27 protein-coding genes are annotated in these 25,806 nt (G+C 66.0%); 22 read left to right on the top strand and 5 right to left on the bottom strand.

What is annotated here, in order from left to right; genetic code table 11:
• Window positions 1-2 precede the first annotated feature (2 nt).
• The 14 genes from flhB to flgK all read left to right on the top strand — a co-directional run bounded on the left by flhB (window position 3) and on the right by flgK (window position 12,422).
• A complete protein-coding gene (gene flhB / locus KF785_12775; protein MBX3147631.1) occupies window positions 3-1,109 on the top strand; it encodes a flagellar biosynthesis protein FlhB in 1,107 nt (368 codons plus the stop codon).
• Window positions 1,106-3,295: a flagellar biosynthesis protein FlhA gene (flhA, locus tag KF785_12770; protein MBX3147630.1), complete on the top strand. Its 2,190-nt coding sequence runs from the start codon at window positions 1,106-1,108 to the stop codon at window positions 3,293-3,295. Before flhB ends, flhA begins: the two co-directional genes overlap by 4 nt.
• Entirely contained in the window at window positions 3,285-4,130 is an 846-nt protein-coding gene (locus KF785_12765; GenBank protein MBX3147629.1) for a hypothetical protein, read from the top strand. Before flhA ends, KF785_12765 begins: the two co-directional genes overlap by 11 nt.
• Window positions 4,127-4,969, top strand: coding sequence for an AAA family ATPase (locus tag KF785_12760; protein ID MBX3147628.1), 843 nt, complete (start codon window positions 4,127-4,129; stop codon window positions 4,967-4,969). Before KF785_12765 ends, KF785_12760 begins: the two co-directional genes overlap by 4 nt.
• Complete coding sequence (locus KF785_12755; protein ID MBX3147627.1) at window positions 4,966-5,730, top strand: FliA/WhiG family RNA polymerase sigma factor; 765 nt, start codon at window positions 4,966-4,968, stop codon at window positions 5,728-5,730. Before KF785_12760 ends, KF785_12755 begins: the two co-directional genes overlap by 4 nt.
• Window positions 5,727-6,179, top strand: coding sequence for a hypothetical protein (locus tag KF785_12750; GenBank protein MBX3147626.1), 453 nt, complete (start codon window positions 5,727-5,729; stop codon window positions 6,177-6,179). The genes KF785_12755 and KF785_12750 overlap by 4 nt, the downstream gene beginning before the upstream one ends.
• A 90-nt stretch (window positions 6,180-6,269) precedes the next feature.
• A complete protein-coding gene (locus tag KF785_12745) occupies window positions 6,270-6,962 on the top strand; it encodes a flagellar hook-basal body protein (GenBank protein MBX3147625.1) in 693 nt (230 codons plus the stop codon).
• A gap of 20 nt (window positions 6,963-6,982) precedes the next feature.
• Window positions 6,983-7,774 carry a flagellar basal-body rod protein FlgG gene (gene flgG / locus KF785_12740; GenBank protein MBX3147624.1) on the top strand — a complete coding sequence of 264 codons (792 nt, stop codon included), beginning with the start codon at window positions 6,983-6,985 and terminating at the stop codon, window positions 7,772-7,774.
• Entirely contained in the window at window positions 7,758-8,420 is a 663-nt protein-coding gene (gene flgA / locus KF785_12735; GenBank protein MBX3147623.1) for a flagellar basal body P-ring formation protein FlgA, read from the top strand. The genes flgG and flgA overlap by 17 nt, the downstream gene beginning before the upstream one ends.
• On the top strand, window positions 8,420-9,043 hold the full coding sequence (locus KF785_12730) for a flagellar basal body L-ring protein FlgH (protein MBX3147622.1): 624 nt from the start codon (window positions 8,420-8,422) through the stop codon (window positions 9,041-9,043). The genes flgA and KF785_12730 overlap by 1 nt, the downstream gene beginning before the upstream one ends.
• Window positions 9,040-10,140 carry a flagellar basal body P-ring protein FlgI gene (locus KF785_12725; GenBank protein ID MBX3147621.1) on the top strand — a complete coding sequence of 367 codons (1,101 nt, stop codon included), beginning with the start codon at window positions 9,040-9,042 and terminating at the stop codon, window positions 10,138-10,140. Before KF785_12730 ends, KF785_12725 begins: the two co-directional genes overlap by 4 nt.
• Entirely contained in the window at window positions 10,137-10,457 is a 321-nt protein-coding gene (locus tag KF785_12720) for a rod-binding protein (protein MBX3147620.1), read from the top strand. Before KF785_12725 ends, KF785_12720 begins: the two co-directional genes overlap by 4 nt.
• Window positions 10,438-10,947, top strand: coding sequence for a flagellar export chaperone FlgN (gene flgN, locus KF785_12715; GenBank protein MBX3147619.1), 510 nt, complete (start codon window positions 10,438-10,440; stop codon window positions 10,945-10,947). The genes KF785_12720 and flgN overlap by 20 nt, the downstream gene beginning before the upstream one ends.
• Before the next feature lie 2 nt (window positions 10,948-10,949).
• On the top strand, window positions 10,950-12,422 hold the full coding sequence (gene flgK, locus KF785_12710) for a flagellar hook-associated protein FlgK (protein MBX3147618.1): 1,473 nt from the start codon (window positions 10,950-10,952) through the stop codon (window positions 12,420-12,422).
• Here the strand turns inward: flgK and KF785_12705 are convergent.
• From KF785_12705 to KF785_12685, 5 genes are all read right to left on the bottom strand, one after another.
• Window positions 12,406-13,089, bottom strand: a complete 684-nt coding sequence (locus KF785_12705) for a HAMP domain-containing histidine kinase (protein MBX3147617.1) — start codon at window positions 13,087-13,089, stop codon at window positions 12,406-12,408. The two genes, flgK and KF785_12705, sit on opposite strands and share 17 nt — an antisense overlap.
• Before the next feature lie 108 nt (window positions 13,090-13,197).
• On the bottom strand, window positions 13,198-14,394 hold the full coding sequence (locus KF785_12700) for a hypothetical protein (GenBank protein ID MBX3147616.1): 1,197 nt from the start codon (window positions 14,392-14,394) through the stop codon (window positions 13,198-13,200).
• A 1-nt stretch (window position 14,395) separates the two neighbouring features.
• A complete protein-coding gene (locus KF785_12695) occupies window positions 14,396-15,229 on the bottom strand; it encodes an OmpA family protein (protein ID MBX3147615.1) in 834 nt (277 codons plus the stop codon).
• Between the two features lie 12 nt (window positions 15,230-15,241).
• Window positions 15,242-16,102 carry a flagellar motor stator protein MotA gene (gene motA / locus KF785_12690; protein MBX3147614.1) on the bottom strand — a complete coding sequence of 287 codons (861 nt, stop codon included), beginning with the start codon at window positions 16,100-16,102 and terminating at the stop codon, window positions 15,242-15,244.
• Between the two features lie 155 nt (window positions 16,103-16,257).
• Window positions 16,258-17,247: a diguanylate cyclase response regulator gene (locus KF785_12685; GenBank protein MBX3147613.1), complete on the bottom strand. Its 990-nt coding sequence runs from the start codon at window positions 17,245-17,247 to the stop codon at window positions 16,258-16,260.
• Between the two features lie 263 nt (window positions 17,248-17,510).
• On the opposite strand from KF785_12685, the gene KF785_12680 reads away from it, so the two are divergent.
• The 8 genes from KF785_12680 (at window position 17,511) to ftsH (ending at window position 25,735) form a co-directional block, all read left to right on the top strand.
• A complete protein-coding gene (locus KF785_12680) occupies window positions 17,511-18,401 on the top strand; it encodes a hypothetical protein (GenBank protein ID MBX3147612.1) in 891 nt (296 codons plus the stop codon).
• On the top strand, window positions 18,398-19,714 hold the full coding sequence (fahA, locus tag KF785_12675; GenBank protein ID MBX3147611.1) for a fumarylacetoacetase: 1,317 nt from the start codon (window positions 18,398-18,400) through the stop codon (window positions 19,712-19,714). The genes KF785_12680 and fahA overlap by 4 nt, the downstream gene beginning before the upstream one ends.
• Before the next feature lie 8 nt (window positions 19,715-19,722).
• The gene (locus KF785_12670) at window positions 19,723-20,277 is read left to right on the top strand and encodes a GNAT family N-acetyltransferase (protein ID MBX3147610.1); all 555 of its coding nucleotides are present in this window, start codon (window positions 19,723-19,725) and stop codon (window positions 20,275-20,277) included.
• Window positions 20,274-20,909 carry a pyridoxamine 5'-phosphate oxidase gene (pdxH, locus tag KF785_12665; protein MBX3147609.1) on the top strand — a complete coding sequence of 212 codons (636 nt, stop codon included), beginning with the start codon at window positions 20,274-20,276 and terminating at the stop codon, window positions 20,907-20,909. Before KF785_12670 ends, pdxH begins: the two co-directional genes overlap by 4 nt.
• 95 nt (window positions 20,910-21,004) lie before the next feature.
• Window positions 21,005-21,883 (top strand): cation transporter, encoded by an 879-nt coding sequence (locus KF785_12660; GenBank protein MBX3147608.1) that lies wholly within the window; start codon window positions 21,005-21,007, stop codon window positions 21,881-21,883.
• Entirely contained in the window at window positions 21,880-23,205 is a 1,326-nt protein-coding gene (gene tilS / locus KF785_12655; protein ID MBX3147607.1) for a tRNA lysidine(34) synthetase TilS, read from the top strand. Before KF785_12660 ends, tilS begins: the two co-directional genes overlap by 4 nt.
• Window positions 23,189-23,743, top strand: a complete 555-nt coding sequence (gene hpt / locus KF785_12650) for a hypoxanthine phosphoribosyltransferase (GenBank protein MBX3147606.1) — start codon at window positions 23,189-23,191, stop codon at window positions 23,741-23,743. The genes tilS and hpt overlap by 17 nt, the downstream gene beginning before the upstream one ends.
• Window positions 23,744-25,735: an ATP-dependent zinc metalloprotease FtsH gene (gene ftsH, locus KF785_12645; GenBank protein ID MBX3147605.1), complete on the top strand. Its 1,992-nt coding sequence runs from the start codon at window positions 23,744-23,746 to the stop codon at window positions 25,733-25,735.
• The last annotated feature ends 71 nt before the right edge of the window (window positions 25,736-25,806 follow it).

Below are 25,806 nucleotides of genomic sequence, written 5' to 3'. Positions count from 1 at the left end.
TCATGGCCGAGGACGAGGGCTCAGACAACAAAACCGAAGCGCCAACACCGAGGCGCCGAGAGAAGGCGCGCGAAGACGGCCAGGTTGCCAAGAGCATGGAGCTGAGCGCCTCTGTGATGCTGCTGGCCGGGGCCGCGATGCTGGCAACCTTTGCCGGCAATTTCATGAGTCGGGGCATCATTGACATCTTCCGCACCGGCCCGACCTGGATCACATCCGAACAGCCGAGTTTTCTTGGCGCCGTGGCCCTGATCCGGATCGTAGTGCTGCGGATGGCGGCGATGCTGGCTCCGCTCGGCATCGGCCTGGCCGTCGTAGCGGTTGCCGTGGGTGTACTGCAGTCGCGCGGCGTGGTCTCATGGAAGCCAACGGCGCCTGATCTGTCACGCATCAATCCGATCAAGGGTTTCGGCCGCATCTTCGGCGCCGAGGCGCTGATCAATCTGGTAAAGTCCACCCTCAAACTGGTTGTCCTGGGTCTCGTCGGCTACCTCGTCTTTCGTGCGGCCTGGCCGCACTTCATTGGCCTGGTCGACGAAACGCCGCGGGAAATCGGGAACGTCATCGGCTCCGCCGCCTTTCGGCTCAGCGCGACGATCGCGCTAGCCTTTCTCGCCATCGGTGTGCTCGACTACGGCGTCCAGTTCTACCGAATGGAACAGAAGCTCAAGATGGCGCGGCATGAGGTTATTCAGGAGCACCGCGAGCAGGAGGGCGACCCGCACATCAAGGCGCGGATCCGTCAACTCGGTCGGCAGCGGACTCGGCAGCGGATGCTTTCACAGGTGGCCAAGGCCGACGTGGTCATCACTAACCCGACCCACATTGCCGTCGCGCTGAAGTACGACCCCAGCGTCTCTGGTGCGCCGATGGTGCTCGCCATGGGACAGCGCAAGTTGGCTGAGCGCATCAAACAGATTGCCAAACAGTCTGGGGTGCCAACCATAGAGAACAAGCCGTTGGCCCGAGCACTGCTGGCAACGGCCGTCGTCGGGGCCCCCATTCCGCCCGCTCTGTACGTGGCGATCGCGGAGATCCTGGCGTTCGTGTATCGGACCCGGCGCAAGATGCCAAGCGCATTGGCGCCGACTGAACGGAGCCGCACATGACCGCGCCGACACTGGCCGGCGCCCCGATTCGTCCGCAAGGCGGGGGAATGCCCTCGCCCGGAAGCGCTGCCGCAATCAAGGCGCCGCGGGCTACAGGCGCACCACCCGCGACCGGGCGCGCCAGCGGCGGCGGTCTGGGCGCCGAGACCTATCTCGCCATCGGCGTGGTGGTCATCGTTGCGCTCCTGATCGTGCCGCTGGCGCCGGTCGCGCTCGATGCGCTGCTGGCGCTCAACATCGGTCTGTCGATTCTGATTCTGCTGGTCGCGGTGTCGTCGAACGACCCGCTCGATTTCAGCGTCTTTCCGAGCGTGCTGCTCCTGGTCACGCTGTTCCGGCTTGGACTCACCGTCAGCAGTACGCGGCTGATTCTGAGTGAGGCAAAGGCCGGCCGCGTGATCGACGCGTTCGGTGGGTTCGTCATCGGCGGAAACTACGTTGTCGGCCTCGTCATCTTCCTGATTCTGGTCGCCATCAACTTCATGGTAATCACCAAGGGTGCCGGTCGCATCGCGGAAGTCGCGGCTCGGTTTACCCTCGATGCCATGCCAGGACGGCAGATGAGCATCGATGCAGACCTGTCGGCCGGGTTGATCGATGAGACCGAAGCGCGGACCCGCCGCGAAGAGATTGCCCGATACTCCGACTTCTACGGGTCGATGGACGGCGCCGCGAAGTTCGTTCGGGGCGATGCGGCCGCCAGCCTGGTCATCACGGCTGTCAATCTGCTGGGCGGTTTCGTCATCGGTGTGACTCAGCAGGATCTGTCCGCGATGGACTCGATGACGACCTACACTCGGCTCACGGTCGGCGACGGTATCGTCACCCAGGTTCCCGCACTGATCGTCAGTACGGCGGCCGGTATCCTCGTGACCTACGGCGCCAACAATCCGGCGATGGGCATGGCGATGAACCGCCAGCTGCTTCGTTCGCCGCGTGTCATGTTCATTGCCGCGGGCATTCTCGCCATGTTTGCCGTGGTGCCGGGACTGCCGGCTATACCGTTCCTGCTGCTGGCCGCTGGCGCCAGCGGAACCGGTTGGTTTGCCCGGAAGGCGAATCTGGAGGAGGCCGAAGCTGATCGCCGCGCCGGGGAGGATGCCTCGCCCACCTCCGTTGGTCCGGCCGCAGCGCCCATCAAGGATCTGCTGGCAGTCGAGCCGCTTGAGGTGGAGATCGGCTACGCACTGGTTCCGCTCGTCGACGAGGCGCAAAATGGTGACCTGCTCAAGCGCATCTCGCTGACCCGCCAGAAGCTGGCACTCGAGCTCGGCATCATCGTGCCCTCCGCCAGAATCCGCGACAACATCCAGCTGCCGGCAACGGAGTACGCCATCAAGCTGCGAGGCATTCGGGTAGCCGGCGGCGAGGTCATGCCGCGATTCGTGCTGGCCCTCGATACCAGCGGGGGCGCCGCCCCCATCGAGGGTATTCAGACGACCGATCCGAGCTTTGGCATGCCGGCCGTCTGGATCTCGCCCGACCTCCGCATCGAGGCCGAAGCAAGCGGGTATACCGTGGTCGAGCCGGCAACCGTCCTGTCGACCCATCTGATGGAGACGGTGCGCGAACACGCAGCCGATCTGCTGACTCGGCAGCACACCCGCGAACTGCTCGACGGCGTCAAGGAAAGCCATCCGGCGCTCGTCGACGATGTCGTACCAGGCAAGCTGTCGCTTGGAGCCATCCATCGTGTGCTGCAGCGCCTGCTGCGCGAGGGCCTGCCGATTCGCGACCTGGTCAGCATCCTCGAAGCACTCTCGGACGGTGCCGACACCACCAAGGATCCCGAGACCCTGACCGAACACGTGCGCCGGGCAATGGGGTCGATCATCCTGCAGCTCTTTGCGCAGAGCGACGGCAGCATCCGCGGGATCACGGTGGGGCCCAGGCTCGAAGCCGCCCTGATGCAGCTGTTCAGTCCGCGTCCGCTTCGTGAGGGCGGGGCGCGGACCATGGATCCCGACGAACTGACCGACGCGTTGCGCCGTCTCAACGAACTCGTTGTGTCGCATCGCCATGACGGACATTGGCCGGCGCTGATCGCGCCGCCGAGCCTCCGCACCGGAATCCGGCGGCTGGTAGAGCCGGTCTTGCCCAAGCTTCCGGTGCTGTCGCTCGGTGAGCTGCCGACGCAGGCCCCGATTCTGAGTCTCGCTACCTGGGAGTTGCCCCGTGCCAGTTAAAACCTTGGTCGGATCAAACGTCGCGGTGCTGCTTCGGCAAGCACAGACGGCCATCGGCGCCGATGCGGTGATTCTCCACGTGCGGCGCTTCCGCACCGAAGATGGCATCATGTTCGAGGTGGCCGCGGCCGATCCGGATACGGCGGCCCGAGGTGACCTGGTGGCGCGGTCCGCTCCGGTCGCTGCCCTCGAGCTGATGGTGCCGGCGCAGCCGCCGGAAGGCCCGCTGGTCATTGCACTGGTCGGACCCACCGGTGCCGGCAAGACCACAACTCTTGCCAAGCTAGCCACACATCCGCGCGTATTCGGCAATCGCAAGGTCGGCCTGATCGGACTCGATACCTATCGGATCGGGGCGGTCGAGCAACTCAGGACCTATGCCGAGATTGCCCGCCTGCCGATGGAAGTCGTCTGGGGATTCGATGATCTGGGTCGCGCGCGTCAGCGGCTGGCTGGGTGCGATGTACTGCTCGTCGACAGCCCCGGACGGAGCCCGCGGCACCGTCAGGATCGCGAGTTTACCGCCGAGCTGCTGCGGATGCTCGAGCCCCGCGAGGTGCACCTGACCGTGCCGGCGTCGATGCCGACGCACCTGGTCCGCAACTTGATACGGGAGCAGCGGACGCCGGCAGTGACACACTTGCTCGTCACCAAGCGCGACGAGGCCCCGGACGAAGCGGGGCTCTTCGAGCTTGCCGTGAGCCAGAATCTTCCGATTCGCTGGACCACCGATGGCCAGGATGTGCCCTTCGATCTTGGCTCGGCCGATCAGGGCCTGACCGCGGCACGGATCAGCCGGCAAAGCGGCAGCACGCTCTACGAGGCGGTGGCATGAACGATCAAGCATTGCAGTTGAGGCAGATGACGGCACAGGTCGTCGTCGAGGCTGAGCCGACGCCGCCCAAGCCCGTCTACGTCGTCGGGAGCGGAAAGGGCGGCGTCGGGAAGTCGGTCGTGGCGGTGCTGGTGGCGCAAGCGATGGCTGAGTCTGGTCGTCGGGTGCTGCTGGTCGATGGCTCTCAAAACCTCGGGCACCTGCATGTGCTGCTTGGTGTAGCCATCGATGCCCGCCTGGAGCAGGTGTTGCGTGGAGAGGTCGAACCAGCGCAGCTCGTCTGCCAGGTGTCCGAAGGCCTCTGGCTGCTGCCGAGCGATTCCGGCGCCGAGTCGCTGTATGCCCTTCCGGCGGTCGACCAGGCCCGCTTGCACCATCGGCTGCTGGCGCTCTATGACGACTTCGATGTTGTCGTGGTCGATGCCGGCCCGGGCGTCGAAACCGCTGTGCGCCTGGCCACGATGGGTGGAACCAAGCTGCTCGTCGTCACGGTGCCCGAAGTGTCGGCACTGACCGACGCGTATGCGCTGATCAAGCTCGTTCATGCTCAGCTGCCGACCCTGCCGATCGATGTTCTGGTCAACCGCGCCGTAGCGCCTGAGGAGGTCGATCAGGCCTTCGATCGGTTGGCCATCGCGGCCGACCGGTTTCTCGGGCGGACGCTGCAGTCGGTCGGTGGGTTGACCGAAACGGGCGCCTTGCGGAATACCATGCGGCGGCCCGGCGGCATTCTCAGCGATCCGCAACTGGCCGACCTTCGTCGCGAGGTGCGCGAGCTCGCGGCCCTCTTGCCGGCGGCAGAGTCGCCTGCTGCGGTGGCAACTGGAGGGACACCATGACGGCCTTGACCGACGCCCTCTGGCAACGGTACGTCACCCACCGGGATCCTGAGGCGCGGGCGCAGCTGCTCGACCAGTATCTCGGTCTGGTGCATCACAGCGCGCGCGACATGGCGACCCGGGTTGGCCACGCGGTTGATTTCGACGACCTGCTGGGCGCGGGTACCTTGGGCCTGGTTCAAGCGCTGGAGGGCTTCGATACCACTCGCGGCCTGGCGTTCAGTACTTACGCCATGCGGCGGATTCGGGGGGCAATTCTCGATGAGTTGCGCAGCCGCGACTGGCGGCCCCGAAGCGTCCGGACCAAGGGAAGGCAACTCGCGGCGGTCGTCCAGGCGCTCGAGACCAAGTACGGTCGCCCGCCCGGGCCGGAGGAAGTCGCCTCGGCAATGGGCATCGAACTCGACACCTACTTCCGGATGAAGGAAGACGTCGACGGCGGCATCATGGTCTCGCTCACCGGCTCGGTCGCGCGCGGGGGCGACGACGCTCTTCGCTTGGAGGAGACCCTCGCGGATCCCGAGACCGGCGCTGTCGTCGAGGAAATCGGGCGCCAGGAAACGCTGAGCCGGCTCAAACTCGCGATTCGCGCGTTGCCGCCACGAGAACGGACGGTGCTGTCGCTGTACTACTACGAGGAACTCAATCTGAAGCAGATCGCCGAGGTGCTCCACGTTACCGAATCGCGGATCAGTCAGATCCGGACTCAGGCGCTCAAGCGGTTGCGGGAACTACCGCTCGTCAAGGAGGGTGGATTGTGAACAAGCGACTCTGGATCAGTGTTGGCACCGTGGCGGGTGGCTTGGGCGTCGTCTCGGTTGCGAGTCGGTGGAACGAGCTGGCCCAATGGTGGACTGGCGCCGGACCGGCGCTTGCTGCGATCGAGCAGGGGCTCGGTGCCGCGCGCTGGCCTGCGCTGCTTGCTGCTGCGACCCTTCTTGCCATCGGTGTCACTGCCACGCTGTGGCGGAAGCGGCGTCAGGCCCGGGGCGGATTTGCCGAGCCGTGGCGCACCGTCATCGAGATGTCGAAAAAAGGCCAGGGCGCGTCGGTCATTGCCCAGGCGACCGGTCTGCCTCAGGATGCGGTCCGGATCATGCTTGGCCCGATTGCCGTCGACCCGACTTTTCCAGGTGGCAAGTCCTTCCGGTCATCCCAGCCGGACGCCGCCCAGCCGGTCGCCGACCGCCAACCAGCCGTCCGCTCCTAACCCATTGAAATACAGGGGGTTGCATTGCAGCCCCCTGATTCCGTCCGCCCGGCACATCGGTTGCCTCCCTTGCCAGACAGGAGGTCGACCATGAACACGTTTACCGGGATACTGACCGCAGCCAAGACGATGTCGTATTACAGCCGCCGTCAGGAAATCACAGCCAACAACCTCGCCAACGCGGGCACTGCCGGTTTCAAAGCCGACCGGCTGGTCGCGCATCGACCGGGGGACTATGACTCGCCGGTTCCGGTCGAGGCGACCGACCATTCGCAGGGCAGCCTCCGGACCACCGGTCGGACCCTCGACATCGCTCTGGAAGGGCGCGGCTATCTGACCATCGAGACCCCCTGGGGCGATCGCTTGAGTCGGGGGGGCAGCCTCAAGCTGGATGGCGAGGGTCGCCTCACGACCGACGAAGGCTATCCCGTTCTTGGCGAGCAGGGGTCGATTCTGCTGCAGGGGGCCACGATCGAGATCGATCCGGACGGTACGGTGCGCAGCGACGGCCAGCCGGTCGATCGCCTCCGCCTGGTAGTGCCGAACGAGGGGGTCACCCTGATGAAAGAAGGCTCGTCCCGCTACGTCGTCCCACCGACGGAACTGACCCAGGCCGAGTCGGTTCAGGTCCGCCAGGGGCAGCTCGAGGAAGCCAATCTCAATTCGATCGGCGGGATGGTGTCGCTGGTTGAAATTCAGCGCGCCTACGCAGCCAGTGCAACGGTACTTCGGACCATGGACGGGGTGCTCGGGTCGGTGACCCGCGACATCGCCAGGGTCTAGGATAACAGGGAGCGAATCGCATGAATCCCGCACTACGGACCGCCGCGAGCGGCATGATTGCCCAGCAGCGCGCCATCGACGTGATTGCCAACAACCTGGCCAACGTCAACACGACTGCGTTCAAACGGAGCCGCGCCTCCTTCGAAGACGTGCTCTACGAAACGCTCCAGGGCGAGTCACTCGTCAACTATCAGAGTGCGGAAACGGTCGGCCCGATCCAGGTGGGTAAGGGTGTCCGGGTCGCCAACGTGCTCCGCCTTCACCAGCAGGGCACCCTGGCTGAAACGGGTCGCCCCTTCGATCTCGGCATCGAGGGCGACGGTTTCTTTCAGGTGCAACGTCCCGACGGATCGTTGGGCTACACCCGCGACGGCAGCTTCACGCTGTCGAGCACCGGTGCCATGATCACCAGTGCCGGGTATCTCCTGCAGCCGGGCGTCACCATCCCGGCCGACGCCACCGAGGTCACCATCTCGGCCAACGGCATCGTGTCGGTGCGTACCGGCGAGGCGGGCGCTATGCCGGTCGAGGTGGGTCGGATCGAGCTGGCCCGATTTACCAACGTGACCGGGCTGGAAAGCCTGGGTGAGAATCTCTACGGCGAAACGGTCGCGAGCGGCCAGCCGGTGCTGGGCCAGGCGCAGGAAGGCGGCTTCGGCCGGATCGTGCAAGGCTCGCTCGAAGCGAGCAACGTCGAGATCGTGCTCGAAATGACGGATATGATCGCGGCCCAGCGCGCCTACGAAATCAATTCCAAGGCCATCCGGGCCACTGACGACATGATGCAGATCACCAATGATCTGGTTCGGTAGTCTCCTGCTGACGCTCGCCGCGGCCTCGGGCGACTCCGTGCCCGACGGTATTGCGGGGCGGGTGCGCGCCGTGCTCGCGTCTGACTGGAAGGTTCCCGCGGATCGCGTCGTGCTCAGCTGGGGGCGGGTGGCCTCGCGCGCGGCGCTGCCGGATTCCGCGCCCGTCAGGGTGCTCGGCAGCGGACGGGATGGTCGCTACGTCGTGGCGATCCGGCTTCCAGCAGGCGAGGCGGCCGTCTCGGTGCGTGCCGGGGTTGCCGACTCGGTCTGGGTCGTGACGCGACCGGTGTCCACCGGCCAGCGGCTTGCTGCTGCCGACCTGGCGCGAGAGGAGCGCGCCGTGTGGGGGCCGCCAGCTTCGGACAGCGGCGGGACACCCATCGGATGGGAAACCCGCCGCAATCTCGCCGCGGGCGACCTGGCCTCCGGGGCCAACGTTGCCGAGCCGGCGGTCATCGAGCCCGGCGATCGCATCGATTTCGTCTGGGAACAGGAGGGCTTCCGGATCGTTCGTGAAGCGGTGGCCGCTACCCGCGCTCGGCGCGGTGAGCGGGTCGTCGGGCGCGATCTGGAAGGACGCCAACAACTCACCGGTACCGCAACGGGGCCGGGGACCGCTCGTTTGGAAGGGAAGGGACGTCGCTGATGCGATTGCTGACAGCTGCCGGCCTGCTGGCCGTCATCACCGGGAATCTTGCTGCGCAGGACCCGCCGCCTGCCGCCGATACGGCAACGCGGCTTGCCGCCGTGCCGGCCGCCATGACCACCCAGCGCGCAGGCTGGTTTTCCGACCGGTTCCCGCTCCGTGCCGGCGACCTGCTGACGATTGTGGTCGATGAAGCGACCGCGGCCAGCGAGCGGGTCTCGACCCGCGCCTCCGCCGACCGCGGTCAGCGCGCCAAGCTCGGAATCGGGATCGATCCGGCCAATCGACTGGGTCCGGCCAAGGACTTTTCGACCGGTCTCGAATCCTCGTCGAGCGATGTCGGTGAAAGCGGCCGACGCGGCCAGCTGACCGCCGTGCTCACCGTCCGCGTGCTGTCGATCGACGCCAACGGAATCGCCGCCATCGAGGGCTCCAAGAACGTCGTGGTCGACGGCCGGACCCAGCAGGTGCAACTCAAGGGGCTGGTGCGCGCCGAGGATGTCTCGTCCCGCAATCTGGTGTCGTCGTCGCGAATTGCCGATGCCGTAATCACCTATAACGGGAAGAAGATCGGGCCGCGCAGCGGTATCCTCGGCAAGATCCTCTCGATTCTCTGGCCATGATCTCGACTCGCCGCCGCGCGATCCGTCGCGCCAGTGTCTTGCTGATCCTGTTCGGGCTGATTGCCGGACTGGACTCTTCCGCCGCTGCGCAGCAAGAAGCGCGGATCGGCGATCTCACCGTTCGGCAGGGTGTCGTGCCACGCCGTCTGGTCGGCTACGGCCTGGTCGTCGGTCTGGACGGTACCGGCGACCGAAGCTTCGGAACCGGAAGCTCCTCGACGATGACCGTGCGCTCGGTTGTGAATCTGCTCCGCCGCTTCAATATCGAGGTGCCGCCGGAACAGCTCCGGCTGCGCAACGTAGCGGCCGTGCTGATTACGGCAGAACTCTCGCCCTACCTTCGCCCGGGCGGTCGCTTCGAGGTGCAGGTTGCCGCGATGGGCGACGCGACCTCACTGCGCGGCGGAGTGCTTTGGATCTCGCCGCTCGTTGCCGATCCCAACCAGCCGCCGCTTGCCACAGCCCAGGGCGCCATCGTCGTTCCGACCGATGGCAGCGGCCGCATCAGCACCCGGCAGGGGAATGCGGGCCGAATTGCCGATGGTGGCGTGCTCGAGGTCGATCAGCCGGTCGTGGCCTTCGCGGGCGAGCCCCGCCTGGCGCTGCGGCAGCCCGACCTGCGCACGGCCACCAGGATTGCGGCCGCGATTGCTGCCGCGTTCGGAGCCGGCACGGCACGGGCTGAAGATCCTGGCAGCATCCTGCTCAACCCTGGAGCCGAACGTGCCGATAGTCTGAGTGCGTGGCTCGCGGCCGTGGATACCTTGACGGTCACCCTGTCCGAATCGCCGCGCATCGTGATCGACGGTCGCGACGGCACCGTGGTCGTGGGGGGCGAGATCCGGCTGGGTGCAGCGACGGTCAGCCATCGCGGCATCACCGTGCAGGTTGGTGGTGAGCCTGCAGCCGCTCCCGCAGGCGAAGCCGCAACTGGCGGTGGCAGCGGAGCCGGCCTGGTTCGCGCCAATCCTGGATCGAGCGTGCAGACGCTCGTTGCCGGGCTGCATGCGGCCGGCGCCCGCCCGCCCGAAGTGGCCGCGATCTTCGAGGCACTTCGCGCCGCCGGCGCTGTTCGGGCTGATGTGATTGTCCGATGACGGATATCCGGATCGGAACGCCGGGACTGCCTGGCAACGGTCAGAGAAACCAGGATGAGCGGCTTCGCGCCGCGGCCAAGGAGTTCGAAGGCGTATTCCTGACCCAGCTCTTCAAGGAGATGCGCGCCACCGTCCCGACCGAGGACGAGGGCCCGGGTCAGGAGATGTTCACGGCTATGCTCGATGAAACGCTGGCCCGTGCGGCCGCGGCACGGTCGGAGCGCGGCCTCGGAGACGCCCTATATCGTCAGCTCGCATCACGGCTGGCGCCCAACGTAACGGAAACGGGAACGGGACATGGCGACGGCAGTCGATGATCGGCAGGTAGACCTCGCCTGGGACGCGGTCGACGGGTTGGGCTCGCTGGTGCGCAGCCTGCGGGCTGAGCAGGATTTGCTGGTCGAGCTGCAGGCGCAGCTGGTCGAGCAACGCGCCGGCCTGGCCGTCAACGACACCGCCCTGCTCGAGCAGGTGGTACAGCAGATCGGTCGGACCCTGCTGACGATCCGCGAGGCCCGTCGGCAGCGAACCGTGCTGGTCGAACTGATCGGCGGGCAGGGTGCTACGACGCTGTCCGAGGTGGCGGCCCAACTCCCCGGGTCCGTGGCCGATCCGTTTCGAGCGATCTGTCGGGAACTGCACGCTGTCGCCCTGATGGCCAGTCAGGAACTGCAGGTCAATCAGCTCGCGCTCCGCCAGGCGATCAGGCTCGGTGAGCAGTTTCTCCAGCGGCTGCTGACCACGCCGGGCACGATGACGCCCGACCCGGAAGCAGAGCGTGGCATGTTGCTCAACGAGCGAGCCTGACCATGTCACTCGGGAACCTCCTCTCGATCGCCAGCGGCGCCCTGCAGGCGCACCAGCGCGCGATCGGCACCATCGGCCACAATGTGGCCAATGCCCAGACTCCTGGTTACAGTCGGCAGCAGGTGCAGCTGACCGCTGCATCGCCGCAGACCCTCGGACATCTGCTTCAGATCGGCCGTGGAGTCGATGTCAATGGAATCAATCGCGTTCGTGATGCCTTCTACGACACCAGTTGGCGACAGGAAGCCGGCGCCGGCGCTCGCTACAATGCCATGCGGCAGGCGCTCGAGCAAGTCTCCGGCGTGCTGGGCGAACCGAGTGATGTTGGCATCACGGCGGCGCTCGATGCGCTGATCGACTCCTTCCAGACCCTGGCGTCGAACCCAGCCGACCCCACGGCGCGTGCCGTCGTCGTCGCGAACGCAACCGTCCTGGCAGATCGGTTCCGCAGCATCGATACCCGGCTCGATGGGATCTCCCAGAACATCGTCGCGGAACTCCGGCAGACCACCAGCGAAGCCAACGGAATGCTCGCGGAGGTCGACGCCCTCAACAGCCAAATTCGCAAACTGGGCGGCAATGCCCCCGATCTGCTCGACCGTCGCGATGTGCTGCTCGACCGACTGAGCCAGAACTTCGATATCCGGGTGGTGGGACGTGATGCGGGTACGGTCGACGTGCTGCTCGGTGGCATTCAGCTGGTCAGCAGCGGGGGAGGGGTTCAACCCCTGTCGATCGGAGGAACCGGACCCTATCAGCTGCAGTTAGGCAATCCACCCGCGGCGATCGCTCCCAAGAGCGGTTCGCTCAAAGGCCTGCTCGATGCTGCCGAGACGATCGGCGTACGGGGAACCTCGGTGGCCCGCGCTACCGGCTTGCGTGGCCAGCTCGACGATCTGGCGCTGGGTATCGTCTCTGCCGTCAACGGAATTCACGCCAGCTACGATCCGACCATCAATCCGCTCCAGCCGACGCTGACACCGGCTCCGACGCCGCTCCGCGCCATTGGGCCATTCTTCAACCCGACCGGCGTCACCGCCTCGTCGATTGGGCTCGACCCGAGCATTCAGGCCGATCCGACGCAGATTGCGGCAGGCTGGAGCACCGCCCCGGGCGATAACAGCATCGCGCTGCGCCTGGGTGAACTGCGCTATCTGGCCGTGCCGATTCCCGGCACCACCACCGCCAACGGCAACTCTCCGGCCGTCGCGGCTGGTCCGGCGGCCGCTCTGGCCGACTACTACACCGGCGTGGTTGCTGCGCTTGGCGTCGTCACACAGGACGCCGGCAATCGCGCAGTAGCTCAGAGTGTCCTGGTTGGCAACATTACGGCGCAGCGTCAATCCGTGTCCGGTGTCAATATCGACGAGGAGATGGTTGCGCTGATTCAACACCAGCAGGCCTACGCCGCGGCCGCCCGCCTGGTGCAAGCCGCCGACGAAATGCTTCGGGAACTGATCAACTTAGGTCGCTGACGGGTAAGGTAAGACGGGCTCTCGTGCCGCCACCGGTGCGGGGCTCCCAGCTCAGCGTGCCGCCCGAGCGCTCGGCCAGCGATCGGCTGACGAACAGGCCGATCCCGGCGTGGGTGGCCGGATCGCGGGTCGTCACGAAGGCCGTTCCGGCATCGGGGCCAATCGACTCACCATCGTTGTCCACACTGAGCGACACGGTATTGCCGCTGTGCTCGACAGTGATTGCAATCGGCGTGCTGGCCCCATTGGTCGCTTCCTTGGCATTCGCAACCAGGTTGAGCAGGATCTGCAGCAACGCGGTGCGCGGAATCGCGGCGACAATCGTGGCGGGAGGCTCGACCGCCAGCGGCACCGTGGGAAGGTTGCGTTGCAGGTCCGTCAGCTGCTGCATCGCAATCACTACCTCGGCAATGTCGGTGTGAGCGGTCGCTGCGGGAGAGGGATGCCCCAGCATCGCGAGCAGGTCGAGACCTCCGACCATGTCGTCGAGTGCCCGTTCGATTCGAAACCCGATCGCTGTTCCCCGGCTTTCTTCGCCCAGGCTCGACCCGAGCGCGACGACCTGCAGGTTGTTGCGAAGATCGTGGGCGATGCCCCGCAGCAGCTGCTGGATCACGTCGGCGCGATTCAGCTTGATCAGTCGGTCGGCGAGGACCGAAGAGGGCACCGGTTGTTCGGAAGGCAAATGCGGGCTCATGAGATAACGGTTTAGGAATAGCGCTAAAGCTTATCCCGCAAACCCGAACCCGGCAAATCCGCAGCGCAGGACCTGCGGCTACGTCGGCATGCTCGCCCGTTCCACCCAGACACCCGGAACGATAGGGTCGCTGCGGTGGCGGCGCAGAATGGTATCGAGGATGGCTGAGGTGATGACCGAACCTCGCGCCATCAGCTTGACGCCCGCGCTCGTTGTCAGGTCCTCAGCCACGACCATACCCTCGGCCAGGCTGTGGACCGGCAACCGAACCCGGGTCTCCCGCCAGCCGCCCTGACTGGGGGCCGCCAGGATCGCGTCGAAGTGCGCGACGGCCAGGGGGTCATACCGGGTGCCGGAGTGCTGTCGCATCTGCTCGAGCGCCGCGTCGGCATCGGCAACCTCCCCCGAGTCGAGCAGCCGCAGGTAGTCGATCACCAGGCGGAGGATGCGAGAGCGCAGCGGAATCTGCCCCTGGCGGAGTCGATCCGGATGACCGGTTCCGTCCCAGTTCTCGAACATCGCGCCAATCAGTTCGGCGGCGCCGCCCAGACCCTCGGTGCGTTCCAGCAGCTCTTTGGTTGCCACTGCGTAGCGCCAGGCATCGCCCTCCCGGAGGTCTTCCGGTCCCTCCGCATCGGTGCGGTCGGCGCGGAGCAGAAGCTTGCCGAGTTCCTGCAGGCGGGCCGCGACGTCGAGATCGTGCTCGAGCGTGGTCGGAACTTCGAAGCGCTCCGCCAGCCGCGCCGCAAGGCGGGCGATCTCACGGCCGCGGGTCGCGCTGCCGGGCACGGAGAGGTCGATGATATGTACGAGCAGGTCGAGCAGCTGATGGAGCCGCAGCTCTGCCTGACGATGCAGCCGCTCGAGCTCGACCTTGTCGGCTCGGAGCTCGTCGTGAATGCTCTTGATCCGGAACCAGACGTGCGCCTTGCCGAGCAGCTCGCCCCGGGAAATACCCGGCGGAATCACATCTTCGATTCGTGCGGTCGGCGCCAGATCCGCCAGGCTGAGCTCCGGGCTGATCAGGACCATCCCCGTTCCGCGAAGGCCTTCCTCGGATCGCATCGCGCTCGTCAGCGCCAGTCCGTCCAGCGCCGGCGGGCTATGCTCGGCAATCACCATGTCAGGCGGTGCCGTCCCGGACAGCCTCATGGCCTCGTCGGGGGTCGTCGCGACAGTCAGAGCCAGACCGTCGACCTGCTCGAAGATCTCGCGGTAATGCGCCGCGATCTGCTCGTCGGCAACAACCAGGAGGAGGCGGCCGGTCAGCTGCATCTCAACGTACTCCGGGCCTGAAGCCGCTGGGTTCGGGAGCAGGCTGCGGCAGAGATGGGCCGGACAGGTAGCGATCGAGCAGCACGGTGATGGTGACCCGGCGATTGCGCGGGTCGAATGGCGCGTCCGGATAGCGGAGCTCGCGATCGGCCATGCCCCGGATCTCAGAGATCCGGTTGCTGGGTACGCCGCCTTCGCCGAGGATTCGTCGGGCGGTGTTGGCTCGGTCGGCCGACAGTTCCCAGTTCGAGTAACCGGTGGTCGAGGCGTAGGGGCGCGAGTCGGTATGGCCCTCGATCTGAATCTGGTTCGAGTCCCGGGCCAGCTCGCGGCCGATCAGTGTGATCAGCTCGCGCCCGTGCGGGCTCATCGCGGCGCTGCCGGACTGAAAGAACTGGGCGGTCGAGTCTTCGAGCAGCTCGATCCGCAGCCCATCGTCCGTCAGGGTGATCTCGATCCGGTTGCGCAGCGAGTCGAGCAGCGGAACCTTGCCCAGCTTCTCGCGAATGTCCTCCGCCAGACGCAGCAGGCGGTCGACCCGGATGTCGATGATCTGAGTCGGAGCAAGCGGCCGTGCCATCTGGGTCTGCGCTCCCTCACCCGGCACGATCGAGGAGCCGAACTCGTTGGCCCGCCCGAGCGGGTCCTGGAAGTAGCCCGCGATGGCGGACTTGACGTCCGAACTCTGATTGACGAGCCAGAGCACCAGGAACAGGGCGAACATCGCCGTCATGAAGTCGGCAAACGCGACTTTCCAGGCGCCGCCGTGATGGCCGTGCCCGGCGACTTTCTTCTTGACGATGATGATGGGCTGTTCGCGGTCTTTGTTTGCCATGGGCCCGCCCGCTTACTTCGGTTTAACGGACTTGCAGGCAGTTTCCATCGAGGCAAACGTCGGACGCACGTCGGCAGGTACCGCTCGGCGCGCAAACTCCACAGCCACGATCGGAGCCAGCCCCTTGGCAAAAGCGACCACGGCGGCGCGAAGTACCTGGTACAGGTTCTGTTCCGAGGCATTCGCATGCTCGATGGCGGTGGCCATCGGCCCGAAGAGACCGTAGGCGAAGAAGACGCCGAGCATCGTACCTGTCAGTGCAGCGCCGACCTTGTAGCCGATCTCCTCCACCGGGCCCGCAATCGCCGCCATCGTGACGATGATGCCGAGCACGGCTGCGACGATGCCAATGCCGGGGAGCGCGTCTGAGACCTTCTGGAGCGCACTTGCCATGGCCTCTTCGTGGTGGTGGTGCAGCTCGATCTCGGAATCCATCAGCCCGTCGAGATCATGCGGCGGTACGCTGCCCACCAGCACCAAACGCAGATTGTCGCAGAGAAACTGCATGGCGTGGTGATGGTGCAGCACGGAGGGGTATCGCTTGAACACCGCACTCTTGTCCGGACCCTCGATATGCGACTCGATCGCGACCAGGCCGTCTTTTCGGGCAATCTGAAACAGCTCGTACAGCATCTTGAGCGTGTCCAGATAGACGTCGGCATTGATGCCCGAGCCTTTGAAGATGCCGCCGATCTTCCCCATCATTCCCTTGAGCACAGGAACGGGGGTTGAGATCATCATGGTACCGAAAGCGGTGCCGAGGATGATGATGACTTCCGAGATGTGGAACAGCGACGGAATGCTGCCGCCAGCAATGGAGAACCCGCCCAGCACGGATGCGAGTACGACGACGACCCCGATAATCGCAAACATGGTGGACTCTGATCAACCCTTCCTGAGTGCCGGACAGCCGCCTGGCTCCGGCCAAGTATCGGCGGCTGTGGGGGCCATCTTGAGGGCAGGGAGCCGGCCGACCCGGAAGGCCGATCGGTGGCTGAATCCTGGTCGGTGGACCGATCTGATCACAGTCAAGCGTCCGGTCCGACGCGCTGGAGCTTCCGGCGGCGCTTGTCGGCGTACAGTGCCAGGTCAGCGCGCGCCAGCAGCGACCCGAGCGGTTCCTGCTCACGGCCGTCGTACGACACCGTTCCGACGCTCACGGCCAGGTTGAAGGGCAGGTTGCTCTCCCCATTGGCGCGGATCAGGTTGGCATCGAGGCGCCGGCGAATGGTGGCTCCCTCGTCGCCCGAGGTATCGAGCGCGAGTACGACGAACTCGTCGCCCCCGTGTCGGGCGACCACGTCCGATTGACGGAAGGTCTGGCGCAGCACGGATCCGATCGCACGGATCGCGTGATCACCGGCTTCGTGCCCGAAGCCGTCATTGATGGTCTTGAGGTCGTCCACGTCGAAGAAGAAGACCAGGAAACGGTTCCCGGTCCGGGTCGCGAGCCTGAGATGGCCCTGCGCAATGGTGGTAAAGCCGCGCCTGTTGAGCAGACCGGTCAGCTCGTCGGTCAGCGATTGGCCCCGGAGAGAGGTCAGGATCTGCTGCCGTTCGATGCCGCATCGCACCGCGCGCGCCAGGCTCTCGGCGCTCAGATGGGATTTGAAAACCATGTCTTGCGCGCCGAGCCGGATTGCCTGCAGGGCAACGGCCTCGTCGCTGCTTCGGGACAGGATCACGACGGGCAGGTGCGGTACCAGTCCGGCGAGCGCAGTATACGTGGCCAAGCCAAGGCTGTCCGGCAAATCCAGATCGAGCAGCACTGCCTCGACGGAACCGGTCGTGACCCGTTCTTCCGCCGCTGCGAGGGTCGCCGCCGACTCGACCACGAAACGCGCCGTGCGCGAGCGGGCCAGCAGCTGACGAATTCGCATCGCGTCGACCGGATTATCTTCGACGACGAGAACATGAATCAGTGGGGAAGCCGGGAGCGCGTTGCCAGCGCCCGCAGCGCCGAAACCGGCGAACGGGACTGGGGACGTCAGTGGGGACGCAGCAGTAAACGTCGTCACGTGAAACTCGGGCTCTCCCGGAAATGGGTTTCATCGGTCGGACCAGCCTCAACATCGGGGCTCGGCCGCCAGCCGAGGCGGAAAAAACCTGCCGCCCCGCACGGCCATTTAGCAGGGCCTGTGCCATCGGGATAGGACTCTTCCATGTTGTTGATTTGTAAGTACTTGCCGTGTGAGACCACAGTCGATCCGGACCTCGGTTATGGCCCTGGCCGGAACGATTTTCCGCCAACCGAGCGATTTGCTCCGATCGGGGTGAGACTGTGACTGGACCCGACGGGTCGGCGCTGTCCGACTCGGTACGCTCGCGCTTGCTCGCGGGGCGGATCGACTATGCGGGGCTGTTTCCGCCGGCGGGACTTCCCATGGTTGAGGCGGTTGCGAACTACGCCAGTTACCGTGGCTCGACCGACGCATGGGCGCTGGGACGGTTCGTGGTTCCCGCCGCACGGCTGACCGAGTGCCTGGCTGCAATCGCGGCCGTCGGCGGGTCAGCCTGGCAACTGAGCGTGACTCTCGGCGCTGATCCTGTGGTCGACTTGGCAGCGGCGGATCTGCAGCAGCTATCTGCGGCCCGCCTCGGCATCGCGCTGGACTGCTTCGAAGGGCGGGTCGACAGCGCCGATGCGGTCCAGCGTCTGGCCCGGGCGTTGGCTGGGAGGCGCTGCTACGGCGAGGTTCCGCTCGGCACAGGGCGGGATGCTGTGCTGGATGCGCTGGTTCGGGCTGGGGCCCGCGCCAAGATCCGGATGGGCGGCGTGACACCCGAGACCTTCCCCGACGCAACCGCGGTGGCGGCCTTTTTGGTTGCCGTGAGCGCTCGCCGGTTGCCCTTCAAGGCCACCGCCGGACTTCATCATCCCGTGCGCGGCCGGTTCCGGCTGACCTATGAGTCGGGAGGTCCCTCGGGAGTGATGTTCGGATATCTCAATCTGATGGCGGCTGCAGCGCTTGCCTTGCAGGGTGAGGACCTCGCGCTGGTTCGGGCGGCGCTCGAAGCAGAGCCGCCGGCAGCCTTTCGCGTTGCTGCGGATGAGCTGATGTGGGGCAACCGTCGGATCGATCTGACCGGCCTGTCGGATCGTTTTGACGGTTTTGGGTCTTGCTCCTTCCGCGAGCCGGTCGACGAACTTGAGCCAGCGGTGCTGTCATGACCAGGATTACAGATCATACGCACGACCCCGCCGCCTCGTCGTGGGTCGAGTCTGCCGAGCAATCGCGGACCGATTTTCCGATTCAGAATCTGCCCTTCGGTGTCTTTCGCCGCTCCGGGTCCGGGCAGCCCGGGCGTGTCGGGGTCGCGATCGGGCGCGAGGTAGTCGACCTTTCGGCTCTCAGGCAGGCGGGACTGCTGACCGGGGTCGAAGGTCCCGTGCTGGACGCTGTCGGTGGCGCGTTTCTCAACGGCTTGATGGGGCTGGGTCGCCAGGCGTCCCGTTCGCTTCGGCACCGCCTCTTTGCGCTGCTCGAACGGAACGCGCCCGACCGGGAGCTGGTCGGCAGGTGCCTGTTTCGAGCCGATGATGTCGAGCTGCTGCTGCCGGCCGTGATCGGCGATTACACCGATTTCTATGCCTCGATCCATCACGCCACCAATGTCGGCAGCATGTTTCGACCGGAGAATCCCCTCCTGCCGAACTACAAGTACGTTCCCATCGGCTATCATGGCCGGGCTTCCTCCATCGTGCCCAGCGGCACGCCCATCCGCCGTCCCATGGGACAGATCAAGGATGATCAGACGCCGGAGCCGGTTTTCGGGCCGAGCCGCTCATTCGACTACGAGTGTGAGTTGGGGGCCTGGGTCGGGCCGGGCAACAGCCTCGGCAACGTGATTCCGCTGGCGGAAGCCGAGCAGCAGATCTTTGGACTGTCGATCCTGAACGACTGGTCCGCACGAGACATCCAGCGCTGGGAGTACCAGCCGCTCGGTCCGTTTCTGTCCAAGAGTTTTGCCAGCACCGTCTCGCCATGGGTCGTGACAACCGATGCGCTGGCCCCGTTTCGGGTGCCGGCGTTCGATCGCCCGGCCGGCGATCCAGATCCGCTTCCGTACCTGGCGTCAGAGGCCAACCAGCGGGGCGGGGGCTTCGACATCCAGGTCGTGGTCGCTCTGAGGACGGCGCAGATGCGCGCCGAGCAGCTCGAGCCCGAGCCGATCAGCCGCGCCTCGTTCGCATCGATGTACTGGACCATGGCCCAGCTCCTGACGCACCACGCCAGCAATGGCTGCAACTTGCGGCCGGGAGACCTGCTCGGCAGCGGAACCATTTCCGGTCCGGATCGGGAGAACCGAGGCTGCCTGCTGGAACTGACCTGGCGGGGCACCGAACCGCTCACGCTGCCAACGGGTGAGGTCCGGCGGTTTCTTCAGGACGGCGACGAAGTCGTGATGCGTGCCTACTGTGAACGTCCCGGCGCCGCTTCGATCGGATTCGGAGAATGTGCCGGCGTGGTGCAGCCCGCCTGAGGAGTGTCATGCCGCCCGTGCGAACCACGTATCTCGAGCTGACCGACCCGCGGACGATCGTGGCCGGCCGAACGCCAGCTCCGGATGCGGCCCTCGTCCGCGTCGAGGAACCCTGGCCGGAACTGTCGCGGTTCTACTACACCGCCATCGGCGGTCGCTGGCACTGGACCGACCGACTGGCGTGGGACTGGGAAACCTGGCATGCGTACCTTGCTTCGCCCGGGGTCGAAACCTGGTCTCTGGCTGTCGGTGGCCTGCCGGCCGGCTGGTGCGAGCTCAACGCGGATCCCGACGGATCGGTCGAGATCGGGTACTTTGGTCTGATCGGTCGGTACAGCGGCCGTGGCTTGGGCGGCTGGTTTTTGGAGAGGATGTTGCGTCGAGGATTCGAACTCGGCCGTCGGGTCTGGGTTCATACCTGTTCTCTCGACGGTCCGGCGGCGCTCGCTAACTATCTGGCCCGCGGCATGGTGCCGTTTCGCGTCGAGGAGATGGAGCGCGCCGTGGCGGCCGTCCCGCCTGGTCCGTGGCCCGGTGCTGCTCGTTCCTGGGAGGAGCAATGAGTCTTGCCGATCAGCGGACCGACTACGGCCGGGGCGCGCTCGATGAGGCTGCGGTCGATCCGGATCCCATCGTTCAGTTCGAACGCTGGTACGCCGATGCGATGGCGTCCCAGGTTCCTGAGCCGAACGCGATGACGCTGGCAACGGTCGCACCGGATGGCGCGCCCTCGGCGCGCATCGTGCTGCTCAAGGGCGTTACGGCAGAGGGGTTCAGCTTCTTTACCGACTACCGGAGCCCGAAGGCGGTTGCGCTCGAAGCCAATCCCTCCGCGGCGCTGGTCTTCTTCTGGCAGCCGTTGGAGCGCCAGGTGCGCATCAACGGACGGGTCGAACGGGTGGCGCCCGCCGAGTCCGCCGCCTACTTCCACTCGAGACCGCCCGGCTCGCAACTGGGCGCCTGGGCCTCCCGGCAGAGCAGCGTGTTGCCCGATCGGGCCGCGCTGGAGGCCGACCTCGCTGCAACGGAAGCGCGTTTTGCCGGTGGGGCGGTGCCGTATCCCGAGCACTGGGGCGGCTACCGGGTCGTGCCAGACACCGTTGAGTTCTGGCAGGGCCGGACGAACCGGCTCCACGACCGGATCCGGTATCGGCGCACGGATGCCGGGTGGCAACGGGAGCGGCTGTCTCCCTGACCCGAAACGAATGCAAGCCCCGCAACCATCTCTGATCGGAGCCTGGCGATGACGAGCCCGTCGCAACTGCGGCGCATCCCCGCGCTCTTCGAACGATGGCTGCGCCCGCAGTAGCGAGGCTCGAACGGCTGACCCGCCAGGGGTTTGGTCTCAACGCCGGGCTGGCGGTTGTGAAGCTGACGGCGGGGATCCTCGGCAACTCGTACGCCCTGGTCGCCGACGCGGTCGAGTCGATCACGGATCTCGTCGGGTCTGCCATTGTCTGGGGCGGTCTCCGGATCTCCGGACGTCAGGCCGACCGCCATTTTCCGTTCGGCTATGGCCGGATCGAGGCGCTGACGACGATCGTCGTCGGACTGATGCTCCTCGCGGCCGCGGTCGGTATTGCCATCGAAGCCGTCCGCGAAATCCGGACGCCGCACCATGCTCCCGCTCCGTTTACGCTGGTGGTTCTGGTGGCCGTGGTGGCGGTGAAAGTGGCCTGGTCTCGCCACGTGATGCGGGTCGCACGCCAGGCGGGCAGCGGCCTCGTCGCGGCCGATGCCTGGCATCATCAGAGCGATGCCATCACATCGGTCGCCGCATTTCTGGGTATTTCGATCGCATTGATCGGTGGCCAAGGCTGGGAGTCGGCAGACGATTATGCCGCGCTGCTGGCATCGGGCCTGATCTTCTGGAACGGGCTCGGCATCGTTCGGCCTGCGGTGGCCGAGCTGATGGATCGCGCACCAAGCGATGAGTTGCTGGCCGAGATCGACCGCGCGGCGCGCACAGTGCCTGAAGTGCTCGCGACCGAGAAAATCAGGGCCCGGAAGATTGGTACCGTGCTCGCCATCGAACTCCACGTGCAGAGCGATCCCGCCCTTTCGCTTCACGAGGCACACATCGTCAGCGGCAAGGTCAAGAGCGCCATTCGTCGCGACCTCCCGGCCGCGCACGATGTGCTGGTGCATATGGAGCCGTTCGAGGAATGAGCGACCTCCTGACTCGATTCCACGCAGCGCTCGACGAGCTGGGTGTCAGGGATGGAGTCGCCCTGGTGGCCGTATCGGGCGGTCCCGACTCGATGGCGCTGCTATCGCTCGCGGCAGAGGCGGCACCCGTCCGGGGACTTGCCCTCACCGTCGCGCACTTCGACCATGGGATCGCCGTCGAGAGCGCACGGGTGGCTGAGCTGGTCCGGAGCATGGCGGCGCGCTGCCAGTTGCCCTTCGTATCCGAGCGGGGCTCGCTAGGCGCCCGGGCCAGCGAAACCGCGGCCCGGCGGGCCCGGCTGGCCTGGCTCGACCGCGCCGCCGCCGAGGCGGGTGCATCGTGGATCCTGACGGCCCACCACAGGGACGACCAGGCCGAGACCGTGCTGATGCGCGTGCTCGAGGGGACCGGGCCGGCCGGGCTGGCCGGCATTCCGGACCGCCGAGGCCCTTGGGTTAGACCGCTGCTCGGTGTGGCGCGCGACGAACTCCGGCGCTACGCCGCAGCGCGGGGGCTCGACATCTGGGACGATCCGAGCAATCTGGACCCCCGCCATTACCGCGGCTGGTTGCGGGGTGAGGTGCTCCCCGCACTTCGCGCTCGCCTGCCAAGCGTCGATGCCAGGCTGGTCCGCCTCGGCCGCGCCGCCGCCGAGGATCGCCAGGCCTGGATGGCCTTGCTGGAGGAGCTTCCGGGACTCGATCTGCGCCACGAACCAGGTGGGGCTTCCGTTGCTGTCGCTCCGCTCAACGGGTATAGTTCGGCCATCGTTCGGGGGGTGCTCCGCGCTCTGGGAGCCAGGTTCCGGCTCGGAATCGGCCACCGTGAAGTTGCGCGGGTGCAAGTCCTTTTGGAACAAGGAGTTTCCGGGCAGGCAGTCGACCTGCGCGGAGGCGCTGTGGCACAGCTGGATTTCGATCGGTTGCGGCTCTTTCACCCGATCGGTCATCCAGAACACTACGACGTTGCGCTTCCATCGGCTGGACAGGACCTTGTCCTGCCGGGCTGGCACGTCGAGGTGCGGGCAGAGGCACCGCCAGAGCGGATCCCTCGCGCGGACTGGACAACGTGGGTGGAGTGGTCGTCTGCGCTTCGGTTTCGTCCCTGGATGGCGGGCGATCGGATTCGGCCGCTCGGGGGTACCGGGCGGCGGTTGGTGGTGCGATGCATGCAGGACAGGAAGATTTCTCGGCACCGTCGGCCAGGATGGCCGGTCCTGGTGCACGATGACAGTGTCATCTGGGTACCGGGCGTCTGCCGGAGTGACGGCATGCTGCCTTTGCGACAGAACGTGGTGAGGATTGATGTCCGCTCAAGCTGAGACGCTGCGACGCACTGGAGGCCAGCCCGTCAAGTCGATCGTGTTCGACGAGGCGACGCTGGAGGCGCGGGTCCGTGAGCTTGGTGCGCAGATCACGGCGGCGTACCCGGAAGGTGAGTTGCTCGTGCTTGGGCTCCTCAAAGGCAGCTTCATCTTTCTGAGCGACCTGGTCCGCCGGATCGAACGACCCCTCCAGGTGGATTTCGTCGTGGCCAGTTCGTATGGATCCGGCACAGTCTCGAGTGGTGACGTCAAACTGCTCTACGATCCGGAGACCCGGCTCGAGGGCAAGCACATCGTCCTCGTCGAGGACATCGTAGACAGCGGCAACACACTGCGACGCCTGCTTGCGCTGCTCGAGAAGCGCGGGCCGCAGTCCTTGGCCATCTGTGCCTTGCTCGACAAGGTCGACAACCACACTCCCTTCGCCGAGCTCGCGTTCGTCGGCTTCGAGGCGCCACCGGCGTTTCTCGTCGGCTACGGACTCGACCACGCCGAGAATTATCGGCACCTCCCTTTTATTGCGGACTTGATGTAGATGTCACAGCGATCGACCCCGCCGCGGCCTCCGACCCAGAACTGGGGCGGCTTGAGCAGGAACCTCGCCCTCTGGGCGGTGGTGGCCCTGCTCGGTCTCATGCTCTACCAGTATGTCGATCGGCAGCGTTCGGGCAGCGCGGAAATCGACTACACCACCTTCAGCCGACAGCTCGACGCCGGGAACGTCTCCAAGGTCGAGGTCGTCGAAGGCAAGCTCGTCAAGGGCGAGTTCCGGGTTGGGGTGCCGAAGGACAACATCACCGTCAAAGAGTTCACGGTGCTGCTGCCGGTGGCCAACAGCGAAGATTTCATGAAGCGGCTGGAAAGCTCGGTGCCCGTCATTACCGCGAAGGAGCCCCGGGCCGGCTTTACCATGCTGCTGCTCCAGGCGTTACCCTGGATCGTCATCATCGGCCTCTGGTTCTTCATCCTTCGACAGATGCAGGCCGGTGGCAATCGGGCCTTTTCCTTCGGGAAGTCGCGAGCCAAACTGCTCGCCGGCGATACACCCAAGCTGACCTTTGCGGACGTGGCCGGTGCGGACGAGGCCAAGGTCGAGCTGCAGGAAATCATCGAGTTCCTGAAAGACCCCCAGAAGTTCACCCGATTGGGCGGACGCCTTCCCAAGGGCGCCCTGCTGGTCGGTCCGCCGGGCACCGGCAAAACGCTGCTGGCCAAGGCCGTGGCGGGCGAGGCGGGGCGACCGTTCTTCTCGATGTCAGGCTCGGATTTCGTCGAGATGTTCGTTGGCGTCGGGGCGAGCCGGGTGCGTGACCTGTTCGAGCAGGGCAAGGCGCATGCGCCCTGCATCATCTTCATCGACGAGATCGACGCGGTCGGTCGCCATCGCGGCGCCGGGCTCGGCGGCGGTCACGATGAACGGGAGCAGACGCTCAACCAGCTTCTCGTCGAAATGGACGGCTTCGAGTCCAACGACGGTGTCATCCTGATCGCGGCGACCAACCGCCCCGACGTCCTCGATCCGGCGCTGCTGCGGCCCGGTCGGTTCGATCGGCAGATCGTCGTCGATGCGCCAGACGTGCGGGGGCGGGAAGGAATTCTGCGAGTTCACACCCGTAAGATTCCGCTTGCTGCGGATGTCAGGCTCGACGTGCTGGCCAAGGGCACGCCAGGCCTCTGCGGTGCGGATTTGGCGAACCTGGTCAACGAATCCGCCGTGCTGGCTGCGCGGAAGAACAAGTCGCTGGTCGACATGTTCGACTTCGAGGAGGCCAAGGACAAGGTCATGCTCGGCGTCGAGCGGCGGAGCCTCCAGCTCACCGAGGACGACCGCAAGCTCACCGCCTATCATGAGGCGGGGCATGCCATCGTCTCACTCAAAATTCCGGGGCTGGATCCGCTCCACAAAGTCACCATCATTCCGCGCGGGCGGGCGTTGGGCCTGACCATGTGGTTGCCGGAGCAGGATCGCCGCAACGTGACCCGCCACTGGTTGGAGGGTAATCTCGCCTGCAGCTTCGGCGGTCGCGTGGCCGAAGAGATCGTTTTCGGCGCCGAGAAGATCACCACTGGTGCTGCGGGGGACATCGAGCAGGCCACCTCGCTGGCGCGCCGCATGGTGACCCAGTGGGGTATGAGCGACAAGGTCGGCATGATCGCGGTGGGCGACCGGGAGCAGGAGATCTTCCTCGGTCGTGAACTCTCGCAGCGTCGCGAGGTCTCCGATCAGATGGCGCAGATCGTCGACTCCGAGATCAAGCGTTTCATCGATGAGGCCTACGAACGCGCCCGCATCATCCTGAACGGCAATCGCGAACTGCTCGACCGGTTGGCGGATGCGTTGCTCGATCGGGAAACGCTCGATCGGGATGAGATCGAGTTGCTGGTGCGGGGCGAGACCCTGCCGCCCCGTCCGGTCCCGCCGCCGCCCCCGACGACGCCAACCGCGACGGCGTCGGCTAAGGTGGCCAAGCCGGCTCCCGCGCCCGGCATGCTGGGGTCGCCACCTGCGGAGCCCGCCGGCGCCTGATCGTATCACAGTCGGGGCGGGGAATCTCTCCGCCCCGACTGTGTTCGCCCGGCGCTCGTCGCCGCCTGAGT

It is taken from the genome of Gemmatimonadales bacterium (assembly GCA_019637315.1).
Taxonomy (GTDB): domain Bacteria; phylum Gemmatimonadota; class Gemmatimonadetes; order Gemmatimonadales; family GWC2-71-9; genus SHZU01.
This window is presented reverse-complemented; position numbering and strand designations above follow the sequence as displayed.

Bases quoted from the DNA above. Each gene is read 5' to 3' on its own strand.
- flhB (MBX3147631.1), top strand. From the start codon at position 3: ATGGCCGAGGACGAGGGCTCAGACAACAAAACCGAAGCGCCAACACCG.
- flhA (MBX3147630.1), top strand. From the start codon at position 1,106: ATGACCGCGCCGACACTGGCCGGCGCCCCGATTCGTCCGCAAGGCGGG.
- KF785_12760 (MBX3147628.1), top strand. From the start codon at position 4,127: ATGAACGATCAAGCATTGCAGTTGAGGCAGATGACGGCACAGGTCGTC.
- KF785_12755 (MBX3147627.1), top strand. From the start codon at position 4,966: ATGACGGCCTTGACCGACGCCCTCTGGCAACGGTACGTCACCCACCGG.
- KF785_12745 (MBX3147625.1), top strand. From the start codon at position 6,270: ATGAACACGTTTACCGGGATACTGACCGCAGCCAAGACGATGTCGTAT.
- flgG (MBX3147624.1), top strand. From the start codon at position 6,983: ATGAATCCCGCACTACGGACCGCCGCGAGCGGCATGATTGCCCAGCAG.
- flgA (MBX3147623.1), top strand. From the start codon at position 7,758: ATGATCTGGTTCGGTAGTCTCCTGCTGACGCTCGCCGCGGCCTCGGGC.
- KF785_12730 (MBX3147622.1), top strand. From the start codon at position 8,420: ATGCGATTGCTGACAGCTGCCGGCCTGCTGGCCGTCATCACCGGGAAT.
- KF785_12725 (MBX3147621.1), top strand. From the start codon at position 9,040: ATGATCTCGACTCGCCGCCGCGCGATCCGTCGCGCCAGTGTCTTGCTG.
- KF785_12720 (MBX3147620.1), top strand. From the start codon at position 10,137: ATGACGGATATCCGGATCGGAACGCCGGGACTGCCTGGCAACGGTCAG.
- flgN (MBX3147619.1), top strand. From the start codon at position 10,438: ATGGCGACGGCAGTCGATGATCGGCAGGTAGACCTCGCCTGGGACGCG.
- flgK (MBX3147618.1), top strand. From the start codon at position 10,950: ATGTCACTCGGGAACCTCCTCTCGATCGCCAGCGGCGCCCTGCAGGCG.
- KF785_12700 (MBX3147616.1), bottom strand. From the start codon at position 14,394: ATGCAGCTGACCGGCCGCCTCCTCCTGGTTGTTGCCGACGAGCAGATC.
- KF785_12695 (MBX3147615.1), bottom strand. From the start codon at position 15,229: ATGGCAAACAAAGACCGCGAACAGCCCATCATCATCGTCAAGAAGAAA.
- motA (MBX3147614.1), bottom strand. From the start codon at position 16,102: ATGTTTGCGATTATCGGGGTCGTCGTCGTACTCGCATCCGTGCTGGGC.
- fahA (MBX3147611.1), top strand. From the start codon at position 18,398: ATGACCAGGATTACAGATCATACGCACGACCCCGCCGCCTCGTCGTGG.
- KF785_12670 (MBX3147610.1), top strand. From the start codon at position 19,723: ATGCCGCCCGTGCGAACCACGTATCTCGAGCTGACCGACCCGCGGACG.
- pdxH (MBX3147609.1), top strand. From the start codon at position 20,274: ATGAGTCTTGCCGATCAGCGGACCGACTACGGCCGGGGCGCGCTCGAT.
- KF785_12660 (MBX3147608.1), top strand. From the start codon at position 21,005: ATGGCTGCGCCCGCAGTAGCGAGGCTCGAACGGCTGACCCGCCAGGGG.
- tilS (MBX3147607.1), top strand. From the start codon at position 21,880: ATGAGCGACCTCCTGACTCGATTCCACGCAGCGCTCGACGAGCTGGGT.
- hpt (MBX3147606.1), top strand. From the start codon at position 23,189: ATGTCCGCTCAAGCTGAGACGCTGCGACGCACTGGAGGCCAGCCCGTC.
- ftsH (MBX3147605.1), top strand. From the start codon at position 23,744: ATGTCACAGCGATCGACCCCGCCGCGGCCTCCGACCCAGAACTGGGGC.